The sequence below is a fragment of the Microlunatus sagamiharensis genome (genome assembly GCF_900105785.1).
Classification (GTDB): domain Bacteria; phylum Actinomycetota; class Actinomycetes; order Propionibacteriales; family Propionibacteriaceae; genus Microlunatus; species Microlunatus sagamiharensis.
In genome coordinates this window covers 2,075,178-2,098,083 of record NZ_LT629799.1, presented here as the reverse complement: position 1 = coordinate 2,098,083, position 22,906 = coordinate 2,075,178, and the positions used below count along the sequence as shown (strand labels likewise).

The window sequence follows — 22,906 nt, the reverse complement described above, 5'->3', positions numbered from 1 at the left end:
GCCCCTGATGACCGCACCGTCCCAGCCGACACCGCCGACAGAGGTCGACGCCGTAGGCGCCGCGGAGGCTGGCGCCGGTGGTCTCCTTCGGCAACCCGGTTCCGTGCGGACGTCCTCCACGGCCTTGACCGTGGCGACGAGGACGCGCGTCCGTCAGCTCGGCGCGGTGATCCTGCTGCTGGCGGCCGCGGCTGTCTGGTTCGGCATGGCGCCGGAAGCGCCGGACCCTGCATCCACGATCGCCGTCATCGAGCGCACCGACGATGCGAACAACGCGAACGCGTCAGGAGCGCCGCAGCAAGCGGTCGTCAACGGCTGGACCACCATCGACTACCTCCGGCTGCTCGCACAGCAGTCCGACGCGGCGTCGGCTCGGCAAGACCGCTCGACAGCGATGCTCACCCTCTGCGTGGCCGGTATCGCGCTTCTTGCTCTGACGGTGCCGAGAGCCCCTGCCGAGCGGCTCGACGGGAGGGTGGGTGTTGAGTCGGACGGCACCACGGAACCGCTGCCAAACTCTCCGATCACGTCGAGCTGACGGAAATCCTCGGCATCGCACGCCTCGGCATCGCGGCCTCAGAGCGGGAGAGCTCGCGGTAGCCCGTAGGTGCGACGAGCCGCACCCGACCACACCTCGTCGGTCTCCGGCCTCGGCAGCGCGGTAAGCACCTCGTGCAGACCGTTCAGGACCGCTCCGTAGCCGCCTGCCGGTGCCGACACCGGCCAGTCCCCGCCGTACATGAGCCGGCTCGGGCCGAACACCTCGAGCGCCCGGTCGACGAAGGGTCGCAGTCCCTCGACGGTCCAGGACGCGGGGTCTGCGCCCGGGTAGAGGCCGGAGATCTTGGCGTGGACGAGCGGGTTCTGCGCGGCGATCTCGATGAGGCTCCACCAGGGCTCGCGCGATGCCTCGCCGATCGGCGGCTTGGCCAGGTGGTCGATCACGATGCGCAGGTCCGGGTGGCGCTCGCTGATCGTGGCCACGTGCTCGAGGTGGCGGGGGACCACGGCGACGTGGTCCCAGGGCAGGCCAGCCTGCTCGATGAGTCCGAGGGTTTCGTCGACGTCCGGGCGGAGGACCCAGTCGGGATCGGGTCGGTCGTGAGTGAGGTTGCGGATGCCGACGACGTACGGGTTCTCGAGCAGCTGCTCGAGGCGGACCGCGGCCCGGGCCGGCTCGTGCAGCGGGACGAACGCCACCACACCGACGACCTCGGGCCGCTCCGCGGCGACCTCGAGCATGTGGTCGGTGTCGCGGTCGTCGTCGTCGGCCTGCACGAGGATGACGGCGTCGACGCCGTTCTCCGCCAGCTGCGGAGCGACCTCGTCGAACGTGAAGGTGCGGTTGAACGGCGGGACGGCCCGGTCGATCCACGAGTAGGGCGAGCGGTCCAGGTCCCACACGTGCAGGTGGGTGTCGATGATCACCGGATCGACCCCGCGGCGTCGACGACGTCGTCCGCCGCCTGGCGTCCCTTCCAGAACGACCCGTCCGGGAACGCGTACTCGGCGACCGACGCCTCGTGGATCTCGGCGCTGAAGCCGGGCTGCGAGGGCAGCACGTACGCCCCGTCGGAGACGATGCACGGGTCGGCGAAGTGCTCGTGCAGGTGGTCGACGAACTCGGTCACGCGGTGCTCGGTCGTGCCGGAGACGGCGACGTAGTCGAACACCGACAGGTGCTGCACGAGCTCGCAGAGCCCGACGCCGCCGGCGTGCGGGCAGACGGGGACGCCGAACTTGAGAGCCATCAGGTAGACCGGGACGATCTCGTTGATCGAGGCGAGCCGGGCGGCGTCGAGCTGGCAGAAGTCGATCGCCTCGGCCTGGAAGAGCTGCTTGAACAGCACCCGGTTCATGCCGTGCTCGCCGGTCGCGACGCCGATCGGCGCGACGGCCTTGCGGATCGCGGCGTGGCCGAGCACGTCGTCCGGGCTGGTCGGCTCCTCGATCCACAGCGGCTTGAACTCCGCGAGCGCCTGCACCCACTCGATCGCCTGCGGGACGTCCCACACCTGGTTGGCGTCGATCATCAGGTTGGCGTCCCAGCCGATGACCTCGCGCGCGATCGAGCAGCGGCGGACGTCGTCCTCGAGGTTGGCCCCGACCTTGAGCTTGACGTGCCGGAAGCCCTGCTCGAGCGCCTCGGTGGCGAGGCGGCGCAGCTTGTCGTCGGAGTAGCCGAGCCAGCCCGCCGAAGTCGTGTAGCAGGGGTAGCCGGTGCGCTGGAGGTCGGCGACGCGCTCCGCCCGCTGGGGCATCGACGACGCGAGCATGGCGATCGCCTCGTCGCGCGTCAGCACGTCGCTCAGGTAGGTGAGGTCGAGGGTGTCGACGAGCGCTTCGGGGTCCATGTCGACGAGCAGCTGCCACAGCGGCTTGCCGGCGACGCGCGCGGCGAGGTCCCACACGGCGTTCATCACCGCGGCCATGGCCAGGTGCTCGACGCCCTTGTCCGGGCCGAGCCAGCGCAGCTGCGAGTCCGACGCCAGCTCGCGGTAGACGCCGCCGAGGTCGCCGACGAGCGCGTCGACGTCCCGTCCGACCAGCGGCGCGGCGCGGTGCTCCGCGGCGAGGACGCACACGTCGTTGCCGCGCCCGATGGTGAAGGTGAAGCCGTGGCCCGCGAGCCCGGGCTCGTCGGTGCGGAGGACGACGTACGCCGCGGAGTAGTCGGCGTCCTTGTTCATGGCGTCCGAACCGTCCAGCGACAGCGAGGTCGGGAAGCGGAGGTCGACGACGTCGACGGAGACGATACGGGTCATGGGGTGCTCCTGGAGGGACGGACGGGGGCGTGCTGGTCGAGGGCGGCCGCAGACGCGTCGGCGACGGCGAGGGCGGGTCCGAGCGGTTCGCCGCGCCAGACGACGGCGTCGACGAGCTCGTTGAGCACGCCGACGAGAGCGGGCAGCTCGGGCACGCGGGGCAGCGGGCGGGAGTGGTCGTGCGCCCGCTCGAAGAGCGCGTGCTCGGGGTGTGCGCGGAGCAGCTCGGGGTCGGCCCAGGTGCTGCGTCGCGCCCCGGACGCGCCCGCGCGGGTGGTCTCGAGGTCCATCGCCGCCGAAGCCGCGTGGCGCAGGTAGTCCCAGGCGCGGTCCGGGTCGGCGCAGGCCGCGCTGACGCAGGTGACCCAGAAGGCGTTCACGGTGACGGTCGGCGAGCCGTCGTCGTGGGTCGGTGCGACGGCGCACGCGAAGTCGTCGGCCACGGCGCCCGCCGCGGCGAGGGCGGCGTACCCGGCCCAGTTCACGGCGACGGCCACGCGTCCGGCCGCGAAGGCGAAGCCGCTGTCGTTGCTGTCCATCCGCGCGGCGTCCGGGCTGACGAGGGTGGTGACGACCTCGCGCAGGAAGGTCAGCGCGGCCCGCATGGCGTCGGTGTCGAGCGTGATCCGACCGTCCGCGTCGACCAGGTCGCCGCCGAACCGGCGCAGGTGCAGGACCAGGTCGTAGACGTTGTTGTGGCCGTCCGGTGCACCCGCGAGCACCGTTCCGGCAATGGCGTCGGGCTCGTATAGCGCTCCGGCCACGGCCAGCAGCTCCGACCACGCCGACGGCGGACGCAGGCCGTGCGCCTCGAGGAGCGACGGGCGGGTGAACAGCAGCTGCGGGCCGTCGTGGAACGGCAGGCCGTAGACGTCGTCGCCCCACGTGATCCCGTCGTGGAACGAGGGCGACCACGCGTCGGGCCAGCCCTCGGGCGGGTTCGCGCTGACGTACGGCGTCAGCGCCCGGACGCGGCCGCTCGCGGCCAGGGCCGGCAGCCAGTCGGCGGGGACGACGAGCAGGTCGGCGTCGGCGGGTCCGGGACCGAGGACCGCGGCCTCGAGCCCGGGCAGGCCGAGCCAGGTCGCGTCGACCGTGCCGGCGGGCCAGGCGGCGGAGTGGGCGGACACCGCCCGGCGGAAGCCGTCGAAGTCGCGGCCGAGGAGGCGCAGCGGGGCGCCGCTGTGGTCTCCGACGTCAATCACTTCGTGGCCCTTCGACAGGCTCAGGGAACGTCTTGGGCTCAGGGAGCGCTTCTCGTCCTTCGACAGGCTCAGGCAGCGCCTCCGGCTCAGGGAGCGTCATCCGCGCTTGTTCGTCAGGTAGAGGTGGGTCAGGACCATGACCGTCTCGCCGCGCTGGTTGGTCACGGTGACGAGCTCGTGCACGTAGCCGTACTGCTCGGGCCTCTTCTTGTGATCACTCAGCTCGGTGATCTCCGCGGTGACCGTGATCGTGTCGCCGATGAAGACCGGCTTGATGAACCTGATCTTGTCGTAGCCGTACGACATCGCCTGCGGGTTGATGTCGGTCGCGGTCATGCCGACGGCGACGGCGAGGATCAACGTGCCGTGGGCGATCCGCTGGCCGGCGGGCTGCGTCTTCATCCACTCCGCGTCCATGTGGTGCGGGAAGAAGTCGCCCGTCTGCCCGGCGTGCATGACGACGTCGGTCTCGGTGATCGTCCGCCCGACCGACGTGCGGCTCTCGCCGACGCGGAAGTCCTCGAAGTAGCGGTCCTCGGTCCTCATGCGTCCTCACCTGTCGCGTCCTCGGCGAGGAGCAGGCGAGCGGCCAGCTCGTTCGCGCGCCGCAGCAGCGTCTCGTCGTCCAGCTCGCCGCGGAGGGTCTCGGTGACCCACGGCGAGACCGTGTCCTGCAGCTCGATCAGACCCGCTGTGCGCGGGCGGACCCAGGCCTGCTCGACCGTGCGGCGGGTGCCGCGGAAGAAGTCGAGCGAGTCGGCGTTGAGCCGGTCGTCGTCCCACGAGGCGCCGTAGCCCGGCTGACCGCCGGCGTCGTAGTAGAGGCCCGACTGCACCTCCGGCGAGGCGACCCACAGCGCGTACGCCCGGGCCGCGTCGACGTCGGACGCCCGGCTCGACACCGCGACGCCCGCGCCGCCGAGCTGGGAGCCGGCGAGGCCGAGGGGCCCGGCCGGCATGTCGACGTAGCGCAGCCGGTGCGGGCGGTAGCCGGCGCGCGAGTAGTTGCTGTAGCCGTAGAGCAGCGGCGCGTACGCCCACACCTCGCCGTCGTCGGCGGCGAGGGCCTCGGCGACCTGGATCGGGTTGGCCGACAGGCACCAGTCCGGGACGCGGTCGGCCAGGCGGTGGAGCAGGTCGAGGACCGGTGCCGCGTCCTCGTCGCTGAGGAACGTGCCGGGGACGGAGCCGACCGGCGTCCCGCGTCCGGCCGCGAGCGTGCAGAGGCTCGACCAGGCGTCGATCGGCTTGGCCGGCCAGAGGACGCGGCCCTCGTCGGCGAGCTCGAGCACCCGGTCCCAGTCGGTCGGGGGGTCGGGGAGCAGGTCGGGCCGGTGGACCGCGACCTGGGTGGCCGTGTCCGTCGCGAGCCCGTACTGGTGGCCGGCGTACGCGTACGTCGCGTGGCTCGCGCCCACCGAGTCGGCGGCTAGCGCGGCGAGCTCCTCGTCGTGGCCGGCCCCGTCGAGCCGGGCGAGGAGCCCGGCCTCCGCGGCCAGCGGGACGTGCGGGTGGTCGATGACGAGCAGGTCGTAGCGCGCCGTGAGGTCCTCGAGCGGCGCGTCGGCGAAGGCCTGCAGCGAGCGGGCCTCCCACTCCACGCGCACGCCGGTCCGGCGCTCGTACTCGGCGGCGGCCGCGACCTGGCAGTCGTAGCCGCGGGCGTGCTCCCAGGTGATGCCGCGCAGCGTGGTCGACGGTGTGGTCATCGGTCGTCCTGCCCGAGCTCCGGCCCCGGCCGTGCACTGGTCAGCCGCTGGCCGTCGACGCGGATCGGGCTGCGCGTCGTGGTGAGCGTGAGGTCGCCGGCGCTGATCTCCTGGGTCATGGCGATCGCCGCGAACCCCTCGTGGCTGATCAGCTCCTCCAGCGTCAGCACGGGCGCGCACCACACGTCCTCGGCGTCGAGGACCGCGAGCCACGCGTCGCGCGTGTCCGTGCGCAGCCGCTCGGCGATCAGCTCCTCGATCTCCTCCTGCCGCTCCCACCAGGCGCTCGGGTCGGTCATCGACGTCAGGACGTGCAGGTCGAGCAGCCGGCCGATGGTCGGGACGGGGTTCATCGCGATGGCGAGGTAGCCGTCGGAGCAGGGGTAGATGCCGTACGGGGCGGGCAGGAAGGCGTGCGCCGAGCGCGGGCCCTTGCGCTGCACGGCGACCGTCGGGTCGTTCAGGCGCGTCGTGAGCAGCTCGAACTGCAGGTCGAGCAGCGACTCGAAGAGGCTCGTCTGCACGAGCCCGCCGCGACCGGTTCGGTAGCGGCGCACGAGCAGGGCGGTGATGCCCTGCGCGAGGTGGCAGCTGGCCAGGTGGTCGGCGACCGAGAGCCCGACGGGCACGGGCGGGTCGTCGCGCGAGCCGTTCAGCCAGGGCAGGCCGGCGATGGACTGGGCGAGGAGGTCCTGCCCCGGGCGGTCCTTGAACGGGCCGGCGTCGCCGTAGCCGCTGACGCTGCCGTAGACGATCTTCGGGTTGATCTTCGCCACGGACGCGTGATCGAGGCCGATGCGCTCCATGACCCCGGGCCGGAAGTTCTGGATCAGCACGTCGGCGTCGGCCACCAGGTCGCGGACGCGCGCCAGGTCGGCGGGGTCCTTGAGGTCGGCGGTGATGCTCTCCTTGTTGCGGTTCATGGCGTGGAAGGACATCGAGCTCGCCCCGGCCATGCGTCCGCCGAAGGCGAGGGTGCGGCCCAGGTCGCCGATGCCTGGGCGCTCGACCTTGATCACCCGGGCGCCGAGGTCGGCCAGCCGCAGGGCGGCGACGGGACCGGCGAGGAACTGGCTGAAGTCGAGGACCGTCACGCCCGCCAGGGGCAGGTCGAGCTCGTCCTGCGCGGGGACCGCCGACGGCGCCGGTTCAGCCACGCTTCTGCACCGCGCGGGCACGCAGGTGGGTGGCCCCGCCGTCGACGTCGAGCGCCGTGCCCGTGGTGGAGCCGGCGCGCGGGCTGCCCAGGTACGCGACCGCGTACGCGACCTCCTCGGGCGTCACCATCCGGCCGATGGCCTGGCGCGCGCCCATGGCGGCGCGCTCCTTCTCCGGGTCGGGGAAGGTCGCCAGCAGCCGGTCGACGAACCCGGTGTGCACCGTCCCCGGGCACACGCAGTTGACGCGGACGCCCTCGCCGACGTGGTCGGTGGCCATGGCGAAGGTCATCGCGAGCACCGCGCCCTTCGACGCGGCGTACAGGGCGCGCTGGGGGAGCCCGACCTGGGCCGCGATGGAGCAGGTGTTGACGATCGCCGCGGCCTCGGAGTCGCGCAGGTGGGGCAGGGCCGCCGCGGAGACGCGGGCGATGCCGACGACATTGACGTCGAGGACGCGCCTCCAGTCCTCGTCCGAGAGGTCCTCCACGCTGCCGACCGCGCTGATCCCGGCGTTGTTGACCACGACGTCGAGCTGCCCGAGCTCGCGCACGACGGTCGCGATCGCCGCGTCGACCGACGCGCGGTCGGTCACGTCGCAGCGGACCCCCAGCACGCCGTCGGGCGCTCCGCTCGGGTCGACGTCGAGCGCGGCCACCCGGGCGCCCCGCGCGACGAGCTCCACGACGACGGCCAGGCCGATGCCGGCGCCGCCGCCGGTGACCGCGGCGACGAGCCCGGCGTACTCCCGGGTCGGGTCGACGGGGCTCATCGGGTCGCCTGCGCGAAGGTCTGGCGGGCGCGGCCGAGGCCGGTGATCTCGAGCTCCACGACGTCTCCTGCTCTGAGGTAGGGCTTGTCGGGCAGGCCGAGGGCGACCCCCGCCGGCGTGCCCGTGTTGATGAGGTCGCCGGGCTCCAGGACCATGAACTGGCTCAGGTACCAGACGATGTGGTCGACGCCGAAGACCATGTCGGCGGTGGTGCCGTCCTGGCGCAGGACGTCGTTGACCGACAGCGTCAGGCGCAGCGCCTGGGGGTCGCCGACCTCGTCGGCCGTGACCAGCTCGGGCCCGAGCGGGTTGAAGGTCTCGCAGCTCTTGCCCTTGTCCCACTGCCCGCCGCGCTCGAGCTGGAACTCGCGCTCGGAGACGTCGTGCGAGACGACGTAGCCGGCCACGCAGGCCCTCGCCTCGTCGGGCGAGCCGAGGTAACGCGCCGTCCGTCCGATCACCGCGCCGAGCTCGACCTCCCAGTCGGTCTTGGTCGAGCCGACGGGCACGAGCACCTCGTCGAACGGGCCGACGACGGTGCTCGGGTCCTTCATGAACACGACCGGCTCGTCCGGCGTCGCCATGCCGCTCTCGGCCGCGTGGTCGCGGTAGTTGACCCCGATGCAGACGACCTTGCCCGGGCGCGCCAGCGGGGCGCCGACGCGCAGGTCTGCGGCGCCGACGAGCTTGGTGAGCGTGCCCGCCTCCACCGCCGCGGCGACCCGGTCCAGCCCGCCGGCGGCGAAGAAGGCCGGGCCGACGTCGGTCACCCCGAGCTCGTCCAGCACCGGCCGCAGGTCGTGGTGGGTGCCGTCGACGACGACCGTGGGCCTCTCGGCCCCGGGCGCTCCCAGGCGGGCGAGTCTCATCGTGCTCCTTCTTCGACTGTGATGCGATCAGCGTCGTACGGGGGTGGCTCGCCGCCGGAGGCGGCCGAGCGGTAGGCCGCCTCGACGACGGCCATAGTGCGGAAGACGTCGTCGACCGACGTCGGGAGCGAGGGGATCGAGCCCTCGAGGTAGCGCTGCAGCACGCTCATCGAGCCGATGAACGCGTCGGGGAACCACGATCCCTCGAAGGGCACGGGTCGCCAGCCCTGATCGAGCCGGTCGTCGGTGACGACCTCGAGGCGGTCCTCGCCGCCGCGCGGGTAGTCGAGCAGCAGGCCGAGCTGCGCGCGGACGGCGCCGCGCGTGCCCTCCCACTTGACGAAGCTCTCCTCGTACGGCTCGCCGAAGTGGTGGTCGTGGTTGGTCGAGACGACCACGCGGACCGGCCGGTCGCCGTAGGTCAGCGCGATGTCGGAGCGGGTGTTGGCGACGGTCTTGGTCGGGTGCCGGACGGTCACCGCCGAGACGCCGGTCGGGTCGCCCAGGAACGACCGGACCAGGTCGAGGTAGTGGACGCTGTGCATGTTGATCTCGAGGCGGGGGAGGTCGAGCACGTAGGGGAACATCTCCCACGGCGTGTTCACCGAGACCCGGACCTCGAGGTCGTAGAGCTCGCCGACCGTCCCGGCCGCGATCAGCTCGCGCGCGGCGGCGACGTACGGAGCGAAGCGCAGCTGGGTGTTGACCGCGGCGACGAGGCCCTTGCGACGGCAGACCTCGCGGGTGCGGACGCCGTCGGCGAGGTCGTTGCCGAGCGGCTTCTGCAGCAGCACGGCGGCGCCGTCGGGCAGCGCCTCGAGCACGCCGACGTGCGCCTCCGGCGGCAGCGCCACGTCGTAGACCGCGTCGGCCGGGGCGTGCGCGACCGCGTCGGCGACCGAGCCGTACGTCTCGGTGATCCCGTACGCCTCCGCGAGCGCGTGGGCGCGGTCGAGGTCCAGGTCGGTGAGGCTGGCGACGGTGAAGCCCGCCTTCGCGTACGCCGGCAGGTGCGCGTCGCGGACGATCCCCCCGGCGCCGACGAGCACGACCGGCCGGGGGTGGTCCGGCAGGACGAGGCGGTAGCCGGGGTGCGGTTCGAGCTCCGGCAGGCCGCTCGGGCCCGCGGGGCTGGACGGCGGCACGGTGGCTCCTTCGCGGGTTCGCGGGCGGCACCGAGGGTCGGCGCCGACGTGATCAAACGTTAGACCGGTCAGATGGTCCAGGTCAACGACCGCCACGACGGCCGAGCGCCTCAGGTCCTCGGAGGCACCGTCGAGCCGCGGACCACCAGCTCGGGCGGCGGGTCGAGGACCACCTCCTCGGTCATGGCCCCGTCCTCGAGGCGCCGGACCACGCTGGCGACCGCGCGCTCGCCCATCGCGTAGAACTGCATGCGCACCGCGGTGAGGGGCGGCCAGGTGTTCTCCGCGGTCCAGGAGTCGAGGACGGTGGCGACCGACAGCTCCCCGGGCACGTCCACGCCCTGCGCGTGCGCCTCGGCGAGCAGGCCGATAGCGGCGTTGACGTTGGCGACGACCACGGCGGTCGGTCGCGGGTCGAGCCGGAGCAGCCGCCGCAGCGCCTCGCGGCCCTGCTCCGCGGTGTAGCCGAGCGCCGTCTCGTGGTCCTCGCGCGGCACGAGCCCGGCCGCCCGCATCGCCTCCTGGTGGCCGCGGCGCCGGCGCTGAGCCGTGTACGACGTCGGCAGCCCGCCGGCCAGGGCGATGCGGGTGTGGCCGAGGGAGACCAGGTGCTCGGTGGCGGTCCGAGCGCCGCCGACGTCGTCGACGGTGACCGAGGAGGCGCGCCCGGAGGCGACGGAGTTGATGAGGACCACGGCGGCCCGCGGGTCGAGCAGCTGGTCGAGGCTGTCGGGGTCCACCCCGTCGGTGGCCTGCAGGACCAGGCCGTCGACGCGGCCCTCGCCGAGCAGCCGGGCGATGACCTCGGTCTGGGGGCGGTCGGTGTCGAGCCGGCCGAGCAGCACCGTGTAGCCGTGGGCCGCGGCACCGTCCTCCACGCCGTGCATGAGCTCGGTGAAGAGGGCGTTGGTCAGGTCGGGGACCACCAGCCCCAGCACCTGGGTGCGCGCCGCCTGGAGCGCCCGGGCGGCGAAGTTGGGCCGGTAGCGCAGCTCCTGGGCCGCGTCGAGGATGCGCTGCCGCGTCTCCGGGCTGACGCGGATCGCCGCCGTCCCGCGCAGGACCTTGGAGACCGCGGAGACCGAGACACCGGCCCGGCTCGCGACCTCGGAGAGGGTCACCGCGGCGGTCGCGCTGGTCCTCCTGCGCTCGCTCCCCGGCTCGCCCTCAGCCTCCACGGGTCACCTCGGCGTCGGTCAGCACCGTGCTCGTGCCCACCCGGCCCTGCGCGCCCAGCCGCGGCGCGCCGCGCGTGCTGAGCAGCCGCTCGCCGTCGATGCGGATCGGGCTGCGGGTCGTCCGGATCGGCACGGGCTCCGCGTCGGGGCGTTCGCGCTGCACGGTCTGCGTCATGCCGACCGCCTCGAACGCGTCGTGGGCGAGCAGCTCCTTGAGCGTGAGCACCGGCGAGCACCACACCCCGGGGGCGTCGAGCGCCTCGACCCACGCGTCGGTGGTCCGGGCGCGCAGGAGCCCCGACAGCTGCTCGTCCCCGCCGGACGACGGGCCGAGCAGGCGTACGAGGGCGTCGCGCGCCGCGGTCACGGCGACCCAGCCGTCGGCGGTCGCGAAGAGGCCGGAGACGGTGGTGGGGCTGCTGTCCGTGGCCTCGCCCTGCGGCTCTTGCGTGGGTGTCGTGGCGTTGAGCCGGGTGGTCAGGCCGACGAGCTGGAGGTCGAGCATGCCCTCGAGGAGGCTCGTCTCCACGAGGCCGCCGAGGCCGGTCCGGGCGCGACGCAGGAGGAGCGCCACGACGCCCTGGGCGATGTGGCAGCTGAGCAGGTGGTCGGCGAGCGAGAGCCCGACCGGCACCGGGCGCTCAGCCGGCGCGCTGACCCAGGGGAGCGCGGACACCGACTGGGCGAGCAGGTCTTGGCCGGGTCGGCCGGCCCACGGCCCGTCGGCGCCGTAGCCGGACGCGCTCGCGTACACGAGGCCGGGGTTGAGCGCGGCGACCGTGCGGTGGTCGAGCCCGAGGCGTTCCATGACGCCGGGGCGGAAGTTGTGGAGCAGCACGTCGGCACGGCGGACGAGGTCGAGCACGAGGGCGAGGTCGTGGGCGTCCTTGAGGTCGGCGACCACGGCCTCCTTGTTGCGGTTCATCGCGTGGAAGGAGGCGGTGTCGCCGTCGATCCAGCGGCCCGCGAAGGCGAGCGTGCGCCCGATCTCGCCGGTCACCGGCCGCTCGACCTTGATCACCCGCGCGCCGAGGTCCGCGAGCCGGAGGGCCGCGACCGGTCCGGCGAGGAACTGGCTGAAGTCGAGCACGACGGTCCCGTGCAGCGGGAGGTCCTCGGGGTCGAGCACAGGCCTCCCAGCGTCAACGGGCGTCCGACGCGCAGCAGGCTACGGGCGCTGGTCGTGGTTCGTCGACGGGGCTCGCGGAGGTTCGCGTCCGGTCGTGCGGAGAGTGCCGACCTCGTCGAGGCCCTTCGACTGGCTCAGGGGGCGTTGGCCGGTCCCTCCGACAGGCTCAGGGCTCCAGCTCGTTGAGCTCCCAGGGGGAGTCGTAGCCGTCGGGGGAGGCGAGGAGGTCGAGGAAGGGGACCGCGTCGAAGGCCTCCGGGCCGAGGACGCCGGTGCCCGTCCAGGCGCCGGTCGCCAGGAGCTCGAGGGCGACGACGGGGTTGATCGCGGTCTGCCAGACCACGCACTGCGCCCCGTCGAGGCGCATCGAGTCGGCGTTGTCGACGACGTGGGAGAGGTAGACGCGGCGCGGCCGGCCGTCCTTCCCGGTGCCGGTCACCAGGAGCCCCGCGCAGGTGGCGCCCGACATCGCGTCGCCCAGCGTCGCCGGGTCGGGCAGGCAGGCGGCGACCACGTCCCGCGGGCTGACCCGCACGCCCTTGACGTCCACCGGGTCCGTCCTGTCCAGCCCGACCTTGTGCAGCGCCTTGAGCACGTCGATGAACTCGGTGCCGAGCCCGTACTTGAACGTCACCTTGTCGACGTCGAGCCAGCGCGGCATGAGGAGCACCTCCTCGTGCTCCACGTGGACGCACTCGACCGGCCCGATGCCGCCCGGGAAGTCGAAGACCTCCGGCTCGCTGAAGGGCTCGAGGGTGTACCAGCCGCGGTCGCGCTCGTAGACGACCTACACTCCCAGAAACCACGGATTCCGCGCCATATCTGACGGCGGCGGAAAGATGTCGGCACCCAGGAGGCCCCATGGCGAGCACGGTCGAGGACACGGTGGGCCCGGTGGGTGGCGCCGGTGCCGGCGAGAAGGGCCTCAAGGAGGGCGCGCTGGGACTCGTGTCCAGCATCGTCGTGGGGGTCGCCTCGACCGCCCCGGCGTACAGCCTCGCCGCGAGCCTCGGCTACGTCGTGCTGGTCTCCAGCGGCGACGGCATCGTCGGGGTCAAGGCCCCGGCGATCATGCTCCTGGCCTTCCTGCCGATGTACTTCATCGCGGTCGCCTACGCCGAGCTGAACCGCGCCGAGCCCGACTGCGGGACGACGTTCACCTGGGCGGCGCGCGCCTTCGGGCCGAGGTCCGGCTGGATGGGCGGCTGGGGGATCATCGTCGCCGACATCATCGTGATGGCGAACCTGGCCCAGATCGCCGGTCAGTACACCTTCGAGCTCTTCGGCTCCGACCTCGCCGACTCGACCCTCGCGACCACCGTCGTCGGCGTGCTGTGGATCGCGGTCATGACCTACGTCTGCTGGCGCGGGCTCGAGCTGAGCGCCCGCATCCAGTACTGCCTGCTGGGCATCGAGCTCGTCGTGCTGGTGATCTTCGCCGTGTACGCGCTCGCCCAGGTCTACGGCGCGTCGCCGCCGGAGGGTTCGCTGCAGCCCTCGCTCGGCTGGCTGTGGCCCTCGGGGCTGACGCTGAACGCCCTGGTCACGGCCGTGCTGATCGCCGTCTTCATCTACTGGGGCTGGGACAGCGCGGTCGCGGTCAACGAGGAGACCAAGGACCCGGAGAAGACGCCGGGCCGCGCCGCGATCCTGTCGACCCTGCTGCTCCTCGCGACGTACGCGATCGTGTCGATCGCCATGGTGGCTTTCGCCGGCGTCGGCGACTCGGGCGTCGGGCTGGGCAACCCGGAGAACGCCGACGACATCTTCGCCGCGCTGGGCACCCAGGTCTTCGGCGACAGCGGCTTCGGCCACGTCATGGAGGTCCTGCTCGTGATCACCGTGCTCACCTCGGCCTCGGCCTCGACGCAGACCACGATCCTGCCCACGGCGCGCACGTCGCTGTCCATGGCCGCGTACCGGGCCCTCCCGTCGCGGTTCGCCAAGATCCACCCGACCCACCTGACCCCGAGCAGCTCGACGGTCTGGATGGGCGTCGTCTCGATCGTCTTCTACGTCGGCCTGACGCTGGTCAGCGAGAACATCCTGGCCGACTCCATCGCCGCCGTCGGGCTGCTCATCGCCTTCTACTACGGCCTCACCGGCTTCGCGTGCGTGTGGTTCTACCGCCGCACGCTGACCACGAGCGCCCGCCACTTCGTGATGCGCGGGCTGTTCCCCTTCCTGGGCGGGGTCTCGCTGCTGGCCGCCTTCGTGATCGCCTGCTACCAGTACGCGCAGCCCGACTTCGGCGAGACCTCCATCGGCGGGGTCGGCGGCGTCTTCGTGCTCGGCATCGGCTCGCTCGTGCTCGGGCTCGTCCTCATGATCGTTTGGCAGCGCCTGCACCCGGCCTACTTCCGCGGGGAGACCCTGCCCAAGCGCGCGGCCGACGAGCTCGTGCTCGCGCACGGGGGCACGCAGCAGCCGCGGGTCGCCCTGCCCGACTCCGGGGAGATGGCCACCGTGATCAGCCCCGACCGGTCCAACCTTCCGCCCGGCGCGACCGCCGTCCGGCCGCAGGACGAGCCGGAGCCGTGAGCACCCGCGGAGGGTCCGACCGCCCGAGGTCCCAGGCGCCGGCGCTCGACGACGTCGCCCGCCGGCTCGTCGAGATGCTGCAGCGCGACGGCCGCCAGTCGTACGCGTCGCTGGCCACGGCCGTCGGGCTGTCGGAGACGACGGTCCGCCAGCGCGTCCAACGCCTCGTCGACGCGGGGGTCATCCAGGTCGTCGCCGTCACCGACCCGACCCAGGTCGGGTTCCTGCGCCAGGCGATGATCGGCATCCGCGTCGACGGCGACCCCGGGGCGCCGCTGGCAGGGCTCGAGGCGCTGCCCGAGGTCGAGTACCTGGTCAGCACGGCCGGCAGCTTCGACCTGCTCGTCGAGGTCGTCTGCGAGGACGACGAGCACTTGCTCGACCTGCTGGCCCGCATCCGCCGCCTGCCCGGCGTGAGCAGCACCGAGGCCTTCCTCTACCTCAAGCTGCACCGGCAGCGCTACGACTGGGGCACGCGCTAGCCCGCGTCCCGGCCCCTCGAACCACCCGCAACCCCTGAGCACCACGGCAAGGAGCACCGCTGATGACCACCACCCCGCAGGAAGCCACGAGCGACCACGCAGCCGCCGCGGGCACGACGACGCCGCGCGGCACCGACCGCGGGCTCGCCGCGCGCAAGCACCTGTGGAAGCACTTCACCCGCGAGTCGGCGTACGGCGAGGGCCACGAGGTCCCGATCATCGTGCGTGGCGAGGGGGCGTACGTCTTCGACGACCGCGGCCGGCGCTACCTCGACGGTCTCGCCGGGCTGTTCGTCGTGCAGGCGGGCCACGGGCGTCGCGTGCTCGCCGAGGCGGCGGCCAAGCAGGCGGCCGACCTCGCCTTCTTCCCGCTGTGGTCGTACGCCCACCCCGCGGCCATCGACCTCGCCGAGCGGCTCGCGCACCTGGCCCCCGGCGACCTGAACCGGGTCTTCTTCACCACCGGCGGCGGCGAGGCCGTGGAGAGCGCGTGGAAGCTGGCCAAGCAGTACTTCAAGCTGTCCGGCAAGCCGGGCAAGACCAAGGTCATCTCGCGTTCGGTGGCCTACCACGGCACCACCGCGGGCGCGCTGTCGATCACCGGCATCCCGTCGGCCAAGGCCGCGTACGAGCCGCTCGTGCCGGGGGCGTTCCGGGTTCCCAACACCAACGCCTACCGAGCGCCCGACGTGGTCGCCGGCGACGCGAAGGCGTTCGGGCGCTGGGCCGCGGACCGCATCGAGGAGGCGATCCTCTTCGAGGGCGCCGACACGGTGGCGGCGGTGTTCCTCGAGCCGGTGCAGAACTCGGGCGGCTGCTTCCCGCCGCCGCCCGGCTACTTCGAGCGGGTGCGCGAGATCTGCGACGAGCACGACGTGCTGCTGGTGTCGGACGAGGTGATCTGCGCGTTCGGGCGGATCGGGTCGATGTTCGCCTGCGACGACTTCGGCTACGTCCCCGACATCATCACCTGCGCCAAGGGCATGACCTCGGGCTACAGCCCGATCGGCGCCATGATAGCCAGCGAGCGGCTCTTCGAGCCCTTCGCGCACGGGACGACCACGTTCAGCCACGGCTACACGTTCGGCGGTCACCCCGTGTCGGCCGCGGTCGCGATGGCCAACCTCGACATCTTCGAGACCGAGCGGCTCAACGACCACGTGCACGAGCAGGCGCCCGCCTTCCGCCGGACGCTCGAGCGCCTGCTCGACCTGCCGATCGTCGGCGACGTCCGCGGCGAGGGCTTCTTCTACGGGATCGAGCTGGTCAAGGACAAGGCGACCAAGGAGACCTTCGACGCCGACGAGAGCGAGCGGATGCTGCGCGGGTTCCTGTCCGGCGCGCTCTTCGAGTCCGGCCTCTACTGCCGCGCCGACGACCGCGGCGACCCCGTCATCCAGCTCGCCCCGCCCCTGGTCTGCGGCCAGGAGCAGTTCGACGAGATGGAGGGCATCCTCCGCGACGTCCTCGCCCGTGCCTGGGCGCTGATCTAGGCGAATGCTCCCTGAGCCTGTCGAAGGGCGAGGACCGTCTCTGAGCCTGTCGACGGACGCGGACGCTCCCTGAGCCTGTCGAAGGGCCTCGAAGAGGTCGGCGTCCTTCTCGGCTCACGGACGCCGACCCGTTCCGGGCCCTTCGACGAGCTCAGGGAGCGCCCCTTGGTCGGCCCACAGGTGAGCGTCGCTCAGAAGTTCTCGCCGGTGCGCCAGGGCATCTCCTGGAGGGCGAGGGAGTTGCCGTCGGGGTCGCGGAACCAGGCGTAGAGCACGCCGCCGCCGACGTCGACGACCTCGTCGACGTCCACGCCCCGGCCGACGAGCTCCTCGCGCGCGGCGCGGACGTCGGCGACCACGAGGTGCAGCGCCCGCTGGGTGCCCGGGGTCATGGACGACGCCTCGCCCATGCCCGTGCCGAGCAGGATCGAGCACGCCGACCCGGGCGGCGTCAGCTGGACGACGCGCATGCCGTCCATCGGGGTGACGTCGACGTCGAGGACGAAGCCCAGCCGGTCGCGGTAGAAGGCCAGGGACCGGTCGACGTCGCTCGCGGGGACCTGGACGAGCTCGAGCTTGAGGTCCACGCGATCAGCTGTCGGCCAGCGCGCCGAGGAGCACGTCGATGCCCTCGGAGAGCAGGTCGTCGCCGATGGCGAGCGGCGGGAGCAGGCGGATCACGTTGCCGTACGTGCCGCAGGTCAGCACGATCACGCCCTCGCGCGCGGCGCGCCTGGCGACCGCGGCGGTGAGGGCCGCGTCCGGCTCGCCCGACGCGGGGTCGACGAGCTCGATCGCGACCATCGCTCCGCGGCCGCGGACGTCGCCGACGCGGGGGTCGGACGCCTGGGCGGCGTGCAGTCGGTCGAGCAGCAGCGTGCCGATCTCCCGGGCCCGCTCGACGAGCCCGCCGTGCTCGAAGTGGTCCAGCGAGGCCAGCGCCGCCGCGCAGGCGACGGGGTTGCCGGCGTACGTGCCGCCGAGCCCGCCGGCGTGCGGGGCGTCCATGATCTCGGTGCGGCCGGTGACCGCCGACAGCGGCATCCCGCCCGCGATGCCCTTGGCCGTGGTGATCAGGTCGGGGACCAGGCCCTCGTGCTCGCTGGCGAAGAGGTCGCCGGTGCGGGCGAAGCCGGACTGGATCTCGTCGACGATGAACACGACCCGGTTGGCCGTGCACCACTCCTGGAGCGCGGGCAGGAAGCCCTCGGCCGGCACGACGAACCCGCCCTCGCCCTGCACCGGCTCGATGATCACCGCGGCGAGGTCGGCGGCTCCGACCTGCTTCTCGATCACCGTGATCGCGCGCTTGGCGGCCTCCGGACCGGAGAGCCCGTCGCGGTAGGGGTAGGACATCGGCGCGCGGTAGACCTCGCTCGCGAACGGCCCGAACCCCGCCTTGTAGGGCATCGACTTGGCCGTCAGCGCCATGGTCAGGTTGGTGCGGCCGTGGTAGGCGTGGTCGAAGGCGACCACGGCCGTACGGCCGGTGTGGTGCCGGGCGATCTTGATCGCGTTCTCGACGGCCTCGGCGCCGGAGCTGAACAGCGCGCTGCGCTTCGCGTGGTCGCCGGGCGTGAGGCGGTTGAGCCGTTCGGCGACCTCGACGTAACCCTCGTACGGCGTGATCGTGAAGCACGTGTGCGTCAGCTGCGCGGCCTGCGCGGCGACCGCGGCCGCGACGGCCGGGTCGGCGTTGCCCACGGTGGTGACCGCGATGCCCGAGCCGAGGTCGATCAGGGAGTTGCCGTCGGCGTCGACGAGCACGCCGCCGCCCGCGGCGACCGCGTACACCGGCATCGAGGAGCTGACCCCGCTCGCCACCGCCGCCGTACGCCTGTCCGCGAGCTCCCGCGAGCGCGGGCCGGGGATGCTCGTGACGAGCCGGCGCTCCTGGGGCAGCCCCGGTCCGCCGAGCGCCGTGCGCTGGTCAGCCTGGTCGTCGGTCACGGACACGGTTCCTCCTGCGGCGTCGAGCGTCTCGCCCTGTGCCGCCACTGTAGGGCTCGGTGCCTGCTGCTCGGTGTCGCTCGCGGCACGGGCCCTGACCCGCCTCCTCCGCAGCCCGGGAGGCCGTCGGCGCCGTCTGCCACGCTGGGCGCGTCAGGAGAGGAGTGCCCATGAGCACACGGTCCGAGGGGACCTTCGCGGTGGCGGGCTTCGTCCCGGTCGACGTCGAGGCGGCGGTCGCGGTGACCACGGCCATGCCGGTCGGGCTGGCCACGATGGAGAAGCGCTACTCCGGCGACGTCGACGGCGTCTCGGCCACGCTCTTCAGCGGCGGGCAGGCGCCGGACGGCACCGGCACCTACGTCGCGGTCGAGTCCTTCGCCGGCCGGCTGTCCGGGCGCGGCGGCTCCTTCGTCTTCGTGCACGCCGCCTCCACGCACGGGGAGGACCGCTACGCCGAGCACTTCGCGATCGCCGAGGGCAGCGGCACGGGCGAGCTGGCCGGCATCGCGGGCGGCGGCGGGATGAGCGTCGACGAGGACGGCACGCACCGCGTCTGGTTCGACTGGTCGCTGCGCACCGCGTGAGCGGGCTGGAGCCCGCGCGGCGCGCCGCGCTGCTGGAGCGCTACCGCGCGCTCGTGGACGGCGACCTGCCCGAGGCCGCACGCCGGGACGGGTGGGTGCTGCGGCTCAACCACTGCTTCGGCCGGGTGCTGCTCGACGACGCGGTCGGCGGCTGCTGGTACGACCACCTCGACCGCCGGGCCGGGGCGGCGTACCGGCAGCTCGACGACGACCAGCTGCAGGGGGCGGTCGCCCTCGGCGAGCGGCTGCTCACCGAGGGCGACCCCTTGCTCCGCGAGCTCGACGCCCGGTCGCTCGCCTGGCGGGGCAAGCGGCCGAAGCGCTGAGGCCCTACTTCGAGAAGGCCGACGCGTCGACCTTGACGACCTGGCCCGCGTCCGCGATCCCGAACTCTCCGGCGACGGCCCACGCCGAGGCGTAGAGCGTCCCGTCGGCGTACAGCAGGCCCGCCGGCATCGTCACCTGGGCGAAGGTCCGGTCGCCGTTCGGCGCGACCTTGACGACCCGCCCGACCGTGGCCGGGTCGAACGCGGGCTCGGCCGCCGCCGCTTCCGCGGCCCTCGCCGAGGGCACGACCGAGCCGGCCGCCGCACCGGGCTCGCCGGGCAAACCCTCGAGCAGCTCGGAGACGTAGACCGCGCCATCGGCGCCGACCGCCACGCCGGTCGGGCCGTCGAAGCCCGTCCAGGTGCGCACGAGCCTGCCGTTCTTGTTGACCACGTAGACCCGGCCCTCACCCGGCGCCAGGCCCGTCGCGGCCGAGACGTAGAGGTTGCCGTCCGGGCCCCAGGCGAGGCCGGTCGGGACCGCGTCGCAGCTCGGGCCGGCGTCGGAGTTCTGCTCGGCCCCCGCGCACGGCCCGGTCGTCACCGACGGCGGCACGAAGAACGTCGAGACCTTGCCGGACCTCGAGATCGCCAGGACGTCGTTGCCGCCCGCGTCGGCGGCGAGCAGGAAGCCGCCCCTGACCTGGCTCCTGACCACGAAGTACGGGTTGGACAGGGCGTCCAGCGGGTTGCCGTCCTCCCCGAACTGGGTCTGGTTGTCCGGGTTGTGCTTCAGCTCGTACGCGAGCAGGTCGGCGAAGGTGCTCGGCCGCCGGCCGGTCTTCGCGACGAGGATCTCCGAGGAGCCGTTGACCGCGCGCGCGTCGTCGGGGGCCTGCTCGCCGGAGGCGATGTAGAAGCGGTCGTTGGTCCGGACGACGCCCTGGGCGAGGGCCGCGCCGCTGACCTGGAGCTTGACGGCCCCGGAGGCCTTGCTGACCCGCGACACCTGGGCGGCGTCGGACTCGGCCACGTAGAGGTACTTGCTGGTGCCGCTCACCTGGCGGGGCCCGTTCAGGCCGGTCGCGAGCACCGTCACCCCGGGCTGCGCGGCGGGTGCCTCGGCGGGGCTCCCCGCCGACGCCGGCGCCGTGCCGACCAGCCCTGCGCAGGCGAGCGCTGCTGCGGCGACGAGCGTCAGCCGCTTCCGTACGATCATGCATCCCCCTTGACTCTGATCTGTCCCCCCGGGCGGGGTGAGAGGGAAGTTACGACAACTGCTGAGCGTCCACCAGAGTCTTCTCAGTACGTCTTCACGTCATTTTCCGGCACGGAACCGATGTGCTGCGGACGTCCCTCACGAGCCTGAGCAGCTCACCAGGCCCTGCCCGCTCTTGAGCTCGAGGACCCGCGTCGCGCTCTGCTGGACCCGGGTCCGGAAAGCGCGGTCGGAGCGGGCCCGGTCGAGCAGGCCGCGGTGGACCTGGGCGGCCGCGCCCACGCTGCCGACGAGGGCGAGGTCGCCACCGGCCTGCACGAAGCGCACCCCCCGGGTCCCGACCGGCGTGCTCGCCAGCGCCTCGCCCAGCAGGTCGTCCGACACGACGACGCCGGAGAAGCCGAGGTCGCCGCGCAGCATCGTCGTCACCACGGTGCGCGAGTAGGTCGCCGGGTGGTCGGGGTCGATGCGGCGGTAGGTGGCCGAGGAGAGCATCACGGCCTCGGTGCCGTGCTGCACCCCGGACCGGAAGCCGGCGAGGAGCGCGTCGCGCCGGGTGGTCGTGCCGTCGACGACCTCCGCGGCGAAGTCGGTGTTCCCGCGCACGCGGCCGAGGCCGGGGAAGTGCTTGAGGGTCGTGGCCGTGCCGCCGGCGTGCATGCCCTCGACGAACGCGACGTCCTTGCGGGCGACCACCACCGGGTCGGCGCCGTAGCCGCGGTGCAGCGCCCCGACGGGGGCGTTGCGCGTGCCGACCGAGCGCGGCACCACGTCGGCCACCGGTGCGAGGTCGAGGTCGACGCCGGCCTCGTGGAGCTCCTTCGACCAGGTCGCGGCGCGCGTGCGCAGGGTCTTGTCCGACCAGCCGGACTGGACCTCCGCGCTCGGCACGCGGGTGAAGCCCGGGCCTTGCAGCCGCTGGACGAGGCCGCCCTCCTGGTCGACCGCGACGAGCAGGCCGACGCCGTCGACCCGGCCCACGTCGCGGCGCAGCGAGCTCGTCAGGCGCGCGGTCCTCGACCGGCCGGCCGTGCTGTTGCCGAGCAGGACGACCGACCCGAGGTGCAGGCGGCGGATCGTCGCCCGTCCCGACCGGCTCGCCTGCGTCGAGCTCTGCGCGACCATGACCACCTGGCCGACCTGCTCGGCCAGGCTCATCCGGGCGACGACGTCCGCGCAGCTCCGGGCCCCGGGCGAGGCGGCCGGGGAGCCGCTCGGCGAGGGCGTCGCGCTCGTCGACGGGGTCGCGGCGGGGCTCGCGGTCGGGCTCGGGGTCCGGCTCGCGGTCGGGGTCGCGCTGGAGGGCACGGGCGCCGCGGTGCTCGCCGCGCTCGTCGTGGCGGCCGGGCTCGAGCAGGCGGTGGCGGTCGCCAGCGAGGTCAGCGGGACCAGGGCGGCAGCGACGAGGGCGAGGCGGCGCACCCGGTGACGATAGGCGCTCGGGGCGCCGCCGACGGCCCTGTGGAGACTGGGCGGGTGGTCTACCTGCCCCCGCTGCGGCACCCGCGGGTGACGTGGGGCCCGTGGTCGACGGACTTCTCGCGGCGCGTGCTCGTCATGGGGATCGTCAACCGCACCCCGGACTCCTTCTTCGACGCGGGCCGCACCTACGGCCTCGAGCGCGCGGTCGACGCCGTGCTCGCCGCGGCGGAGGCCGGTGCCGACTGGGTGGACGTCGGCGGGGTGCCCTTCTCGCCGGACGCGGCCGACGTGCCGGTGGCCGAGGAGGTCGACCGGGTCGTCCCCGTGGTCGCCGGGGCGACCGCCCGCAGCGATGTCGTGATCTCCGTCGACACCTACCGGCCCGAGGTGGCGCGCGAGGCGATCGCGGCGGGTGCGCTGGTCGTCAACGACACCACGGGCCTGCGCGACCCCGAGCTCGCCGACGTCGTCGCGGCGACCGGGGCGGGCGTGGTGATCACGCACAGCCTGGCCGCGCCGCGGACGCACCTGCGCCGGCCCCGCTACGACGACGTCGTGGACGAGGTCAAGGCCCACCTGGCCTCCCGGGTCCAGGCGGCGTGCGACCGCGGGGTGGCCGAGGACCGCATCGTGATCGACCCCGGCCACGACCTGAACAAGAACACCCGCCACAGCCTGGAGCTCACCCGGCGGCTGCCCGAGATCGCCGACCTGGGGCTGCCGCTGCTCGCCGCGGTCTCCAACAAGGACTTCGTGGGCGAGTCGACCGGGCTCGCCAAGCCGGAGCGGCTCGCGCCCTCGCTGGCCGCCGCCTCGGCCTGCGTGCTGGGCGGGGCGCGGGTGCTGCGGATGCACGACGTCGCGGCGTCGGTCGCGGCCGCGCGGATGCTCGAGGCCGTCCTCGGCCTGCGCGAGCCGGAGGAGCTCCGGCACAACGTGGACTGACCACGCGTACGGGCGGCCCTGGCCGGGCCCGCGAGCACCCGGGATTGTCGGTGGCCCTCACTACTGTGTCGG

General features: G+C 73.3%; 23 protein-coding genes and 1 pseudogene. 8 read left to right on the top strand and 16 right to left on the bottom strand.

Annotation, left to right across the window (positions count from 1 at the left end):
• Positions 1–166: 166 nt before the first annotated feature.
• Positions 167–538 carry a hypothetical protein gene (locus BLU42_RS09540; RefSeq protein ID WP_157719907.1) on the top strand — a complete coding sequence of 124 codons (372 nt, stop codon included), beginning with the start codon at positions 167–169 and terminating at the stop codon, positions 536–538.
• Between the two features lie 38 nt (positions 539–576).
• Here the strand turns inward: BLU42_RS09540 and BLU42_RS09535 are convergent, their stop codons facing one another.
• From BLU42_RS09535 to BLU42_RS09480, 12 genes and pseudogenes are all read right to left on the bottom strand, one after another.
• On the bottom strand, positions 577–1,428 hold the full coding sequence (locus tag BLU42_RS09535) for an amidohydrolase family protein (protein ID WP_157719906.1): 852 nt from the start codon (positions 1,426–1,428) through the stop codon (positions 577–579).
• On the bottom strand, positions 1,425–2,765 hold the full coding sequence (locus tag BLU42_RS09530; RefSeq protein WP_091074229.1) for an L-fuconate dehydratase: 1,341 nt from the start codon (positions 2,763–2,765) through the stop codon (positions 1,425–1,427). Before BLU42_RS09530 ends, BLU42_RS09535 begins: the two co-directional genes overlap by 4 nt.
• Positions 2,762–3,970 carry an ABC transporter substrate-binding protein gene (locus tag BLU42_RS09525; RefSeq protein WP_157719905.1) on the bottom strand — a complete coding sequence of 403 codons (1,209 nt, stop codon included), beginning with the start codon at positions 3,968–3,970 and terminating at the stop codon, positions 2,762–2,764. Before BLU42_RS09525 ends, BLU42_RS09530 begins: the two co-directional genes overlap by 4 nt.
• Positions 3,971–4,066: 96 nt before the next feature.
• A complete protein-coding gene (locus BLU42_RS09520; RefSeq protein ID WP_091074227.1) occupies positions 4,067–4,516 on the bottom strand; it encodes a MaoC family dehydratase in 450 nt (149 codons plus the stop codon).
• Positions 4,513–5,679: an extracellular solute-binding protein gene (locus tag BLU42_RS09515; protein WP_091074226.1), complete on the bottom strand. Its 1,167-nt coding sequence runs from the start codon at positions 5,677–5,679 to the stop codon at positions 4,513–4,515. Before BLU42_RS09515 ends, BLU42_RS09520 begins: the two co-directional genes overlap by 4 nt.
• Entirely contained in the window at positions 5,676–6,836 is a 1,161-nt protein-coding gene (locus tag BLU42_RS09510) for a CaiB/BaiF CoA transferase family protein (protein ID WP_091074225.1), read from the bottom strand. The genes BLU42_RS09515 and BLU42_RS09510 overlap by 4 nt, the downstream gene beginning before the upstream one ends.
• Positions 6,829–7,608 (bottom strand): SDR family NAD(P)-dependent oxidoreductase, encoded by a 780-nt coding sequence (locus BLU42_RS09505; RefSeq protein WP_091074224.1) that lies wholly within the window; start codon positions 7,606–7,608, stop codon positions 6,829–6,831. Before BLU42_RS09505 ends, BLU42_RS09510 begins: the two co-directional genes overlap by 8 nt.
• Positions 7,605–8,477 (bottom strand): fumarylacetoacetate hydrolase family protein, encoded by an 873-nt coding sequence (locus tag BLU42_RS09500; RefSeq protein WP_091074223.1) that lies wholly within the window; start codon positions 8,475–8,477, stop codon positions 7,605–7,607. Before BLU42_RS09500 ends, BLU42_RS09505 begins: the two co-directional genes overlap by 4 nt.
• Positions 8,474–9,622: a Gfo/Idh/MocA family protein gene (locus BLU42_RS09495; protein ID WP_197680694.1), complete on the bottom strand. Its 1,149-nt coding sequence runs from the start codon at positions 9,620–9,622 to the stop codon at positions 8,474–8,476. Before BLU42_RS09495 ends, BLU42_RS09500 begins: the two co-directional genes overlap by 4 nt.
• Before the next feature lie 110 nt (positions 9,623–9,732).
• Positions 9,733–10,800 (bottom strand): LacI family DNA-binding transcriptional regulator, encoded by a 1,068-nt coding sequence (locus tag BLU42_RS09490; RefSeq protein WP_197680693.1) that lies wholly within the window; start codon positions 10,798–10,800, stop codon positions 9,733–9,735.
• A complete protein-coding gene (locus tag BLU42_RS09485; RefSeq protein WP_091074222.1) occupies positions 10,790–11,929 on the bottom strand; it encodes a CaiB/BaiF CoA transferase family protein in 1,140 nt (379 codons plus the stop codon). Before BLU42_RS09485 ends, BLU42_RS09490 begins: the two co-directional genes overlap by 11 nt.
• 166 nt (positions 11,930–12,095) lie before the next feature.
• A pseudogene (locus tag BLU42_RS09480) lies at positions 12,096–12,650 on the bottom strand (saccharopine dehydrogenase family protein); the annotation flags it as partial.
• Between the two features lie 140 nt (positions 12,651–12,790).
• Here BLU42_RS09480 and BLU42_RS09475 point away from each other — a divergent pair.
• The 3 genes from BLU42_RS09475 (at position 12,791) to BLU42_RS09465 (ending at position 16,445) form a co-directional block, all read left to right on the top strand.
• Positions 12,791–14,470, top strand: a complete 1,680-nt coding sequence (locus BLU42_RS09475; protein ID WP_091074220.1) for an APC family permease — start codon at positions 12,791–12,793, stop codon at positions 14,468–14,470.
• Positions 14,467–14,952, top strand: a complete 486-nt coding sequence (locus BLU42_RS09470) for an Lrp/AsnC family transcriptional regulator (RefSeq protein WP_231918534.1) — start codon at positions 14,467–14,469, stop codon at positions 14,950–14,952. The genes BLU42_RS09475 and BLU42_RS09470 overlap by 4 nt, the downstream gene beginning before the upstream one ends.
• A 62-nt stretch (positions 14,953–15,014) precedes the next feature.
• Complete coding sequence (locus BLU42_RS09465) at positions 15,015–16,445, top strand: aspartate aminotransferase family protein (RefSeq protein WP_091074219.1); 1,431 nt, start codon at positions 15,015–15,017, stop codon at positions 16,443–16,445.
• Positions 16,446–16,636: 191 nt separating this feature from the next.
• Here the strand turns inward: BLU42_RS09465 and BLU42_RS09460 are convergent, their stop codons facing one another.
• Entirely contained in the window at positions 16,637–17,032 is a 396-nt protein-coding gene (locus tag BLU42_RS09460; RefSeq protein WP_091074218.1) for a VOC family protein, read from the bottom strand.
• A 4-nt stretch (positions 17,033–17,036) separates the two neighbouring features.
• Positions 17,037–18,395, bottom strand: a complete 1,359-nt coding sequence (gene gabT, locus BLU42_RS09455; RefSeq protein ID WP_091080022.1) for a 4-aminobutyrate--2-oxoglutarate transaminase — start codon at positions 18,393–18,395, stop codon at positions 17,037–17,039.
• A 170-nt stretch (positions 18,396–18,565) separates the two neighbouring features.
• Here gabT and BLU42_RS09450 point away from each other — a divergent pair, with 170 nt between their 5' ends.
• Together BLU42_RS09450 and BLU42_RS09445 are read left to right on the top strand one after the other, a co-directional pair.
• Positions 18,566–18,982, top strand: coding sequence for a DUF3224 domain-containing protein (locus BLU42_RS09450; RefSeq protein ID WP_091074217.1), 417 nt, complete (start codon positions 18,566–18,568; stop codon positions 18,980–18,982).
• On the top strand, positions 18,979–19,308 hold the full coding sequence (locus tag BLU42_RS09445) for a hypothetical protein (protein ID WP_197680691.1): 330 nt from the start codon (positions 18,979–18,981) through the stop codon (positions 19,306–19,308). The genes BLU42_RS09450 and BLU42_RS09445 overlap by 4 nt, the downstream gene beginning before the upstream one ends.
• A 4-nt stretch (positions 19,309–19,312) precedes the next feature.
• On the opposite strand, the gene BLU42_RS09440 is transcribed toward BLU42_RS09445, so the two are convergent.
• Both BLU42_RS09440 and BLU42_RS09435 read right to left on the bottom strand, forming a co-directional pair.
• The gene (locus tag BLU42_RS09440) at positions 19,313–20,467 is read right to left on the bottom strand and encodes a ScyD/ScyE family protein (RefSeq protein ID WP_091074216.1); all 1,155 of its coding nucleotides are present in this window, start codon (positions 20,465–20,467) and stop codon (positions 19,313–19,315) included.
• A 138-nt stretch (positions 20,468–20,605) separates the two neighbouring features.
• Positions 20,606–21,625 carry a glycoside hydrolase family 3 N-terminal domain-containing protein gene (locus tag BLU42_RS09435; protein WP_091074215.1) on the bottom strand — a complete coding sequence of 340 codons (1,020 nt, stop codon included), beginning with the start codon at positions 21,623–21,625 and terminating at the stop codon, positions 20,606–20,608.
• Here BLU42_RS09435 and BLU42_RS09430 point away from each other — a divergent pair.
• Complete coding sequence (locus BLU42_RS09430; RefSeq protein ID WP_091074214.1) at positions 21,591–21,896, top strand: hypothetical protein; 306 nt, start codon at positions 21,591–21,593, stop codon at positions 21,894–21,896. The genes BLU42_RS09435 and BLU42_RS09430 overlap by 35 nt on opposite strands.
• Before the next feature lie 47 nt (positions 21,897–21,943).
• On the top strand, positions 21,944–22,834 hold the full coding sequence (gene folP / locus BLU42_RS09425) for a dihydropteroate synthase (RefSeq protein WP_231918533.1): 891 nt from the start codon (positions 21,944–21,946) through the stop codon (positions 22,832–22,834).
• The last annotated feature ends 72 nt before the right edge of the window (positions 22,835–22,906 follow it).

Coding starts and splice junctions, on each gene's coding strand:
- BLU42_RS09530 (WP_091074229.1), bottom strand. CDS start 2,765: ATGACCCGTATCGTCTCCGTCGACGTCGTCGACCTCCGCTTCCCGACC.
- BLU42_RS09520 (WP_091074227.1), bottom strand. CDS start 4,516: ATGAGGACCGAGGACCGCTACTTCGAGGACTTCCGCGTCGGCGAGAGC.
- BLU42_RS09515 (WP_091074226.1), bottom strand. CDS start 5,679: ATGACCACACCGTCGACCACGCTGCGCGGCATCACCTGGGAGCACGCC.
- BLU42_RS09505 (WP_091074224.1), bottom strand. CDS start 7,608: ATGAGCCCCGTCGACCCGACCCGGGAGTACGCCGGGCTCGTCGCCGCG.
- BLU42_RS09500 (WP_091074223.1), bottom strand. CDS start 8,477: ATGAGACTCGCCCGCCTGGGAGCGCCCGGGGCCGAGAGGCCCACGGTC.
- BLU42_RS09475 (WP_091074220.1), top strand. CDS start 12,791: ATGGCGAGCACGGTCGAGGACACGGTGGGCCCGGTGGGTGGCGCCGGT.
- BLU42_RS09465 (WP_091074219.1), top strand. CDS start 15,015: ATGACCACCACCCCGCAGGAAGCCACGAGCGACCACGCAGCCGCCGCG.
- BLU42_RS09450 (WP_091074217.1), top strand. CDS start 18,566: ATGAGCACACGGTCCGAGGGGACCTTCGCGGTGGCGGGCTTCGTCCCG.
- BLU42_RS09440 (WP_091074216.1), bottom strand. CDS start 20,467: ATGATCGTACGGAAGCGGCTGACGCTCGTCGCCGCAGCAGCGCTCGCC.
- BLU42_RS09430 (WP_091074214.1), top strand. CDS start 21,591: ATGACCACCTGGCCGACCTGCTCGGCCAGGCTCATCCGGGCGACGACG.
- BLU42_RS09435 (WP_091074215.1), bottom strand. CDS start 21,625: ATGAGCCTGGCCGAGCAGGTCGGCCAGGTGGTCATGGTCGCGCAGAGC.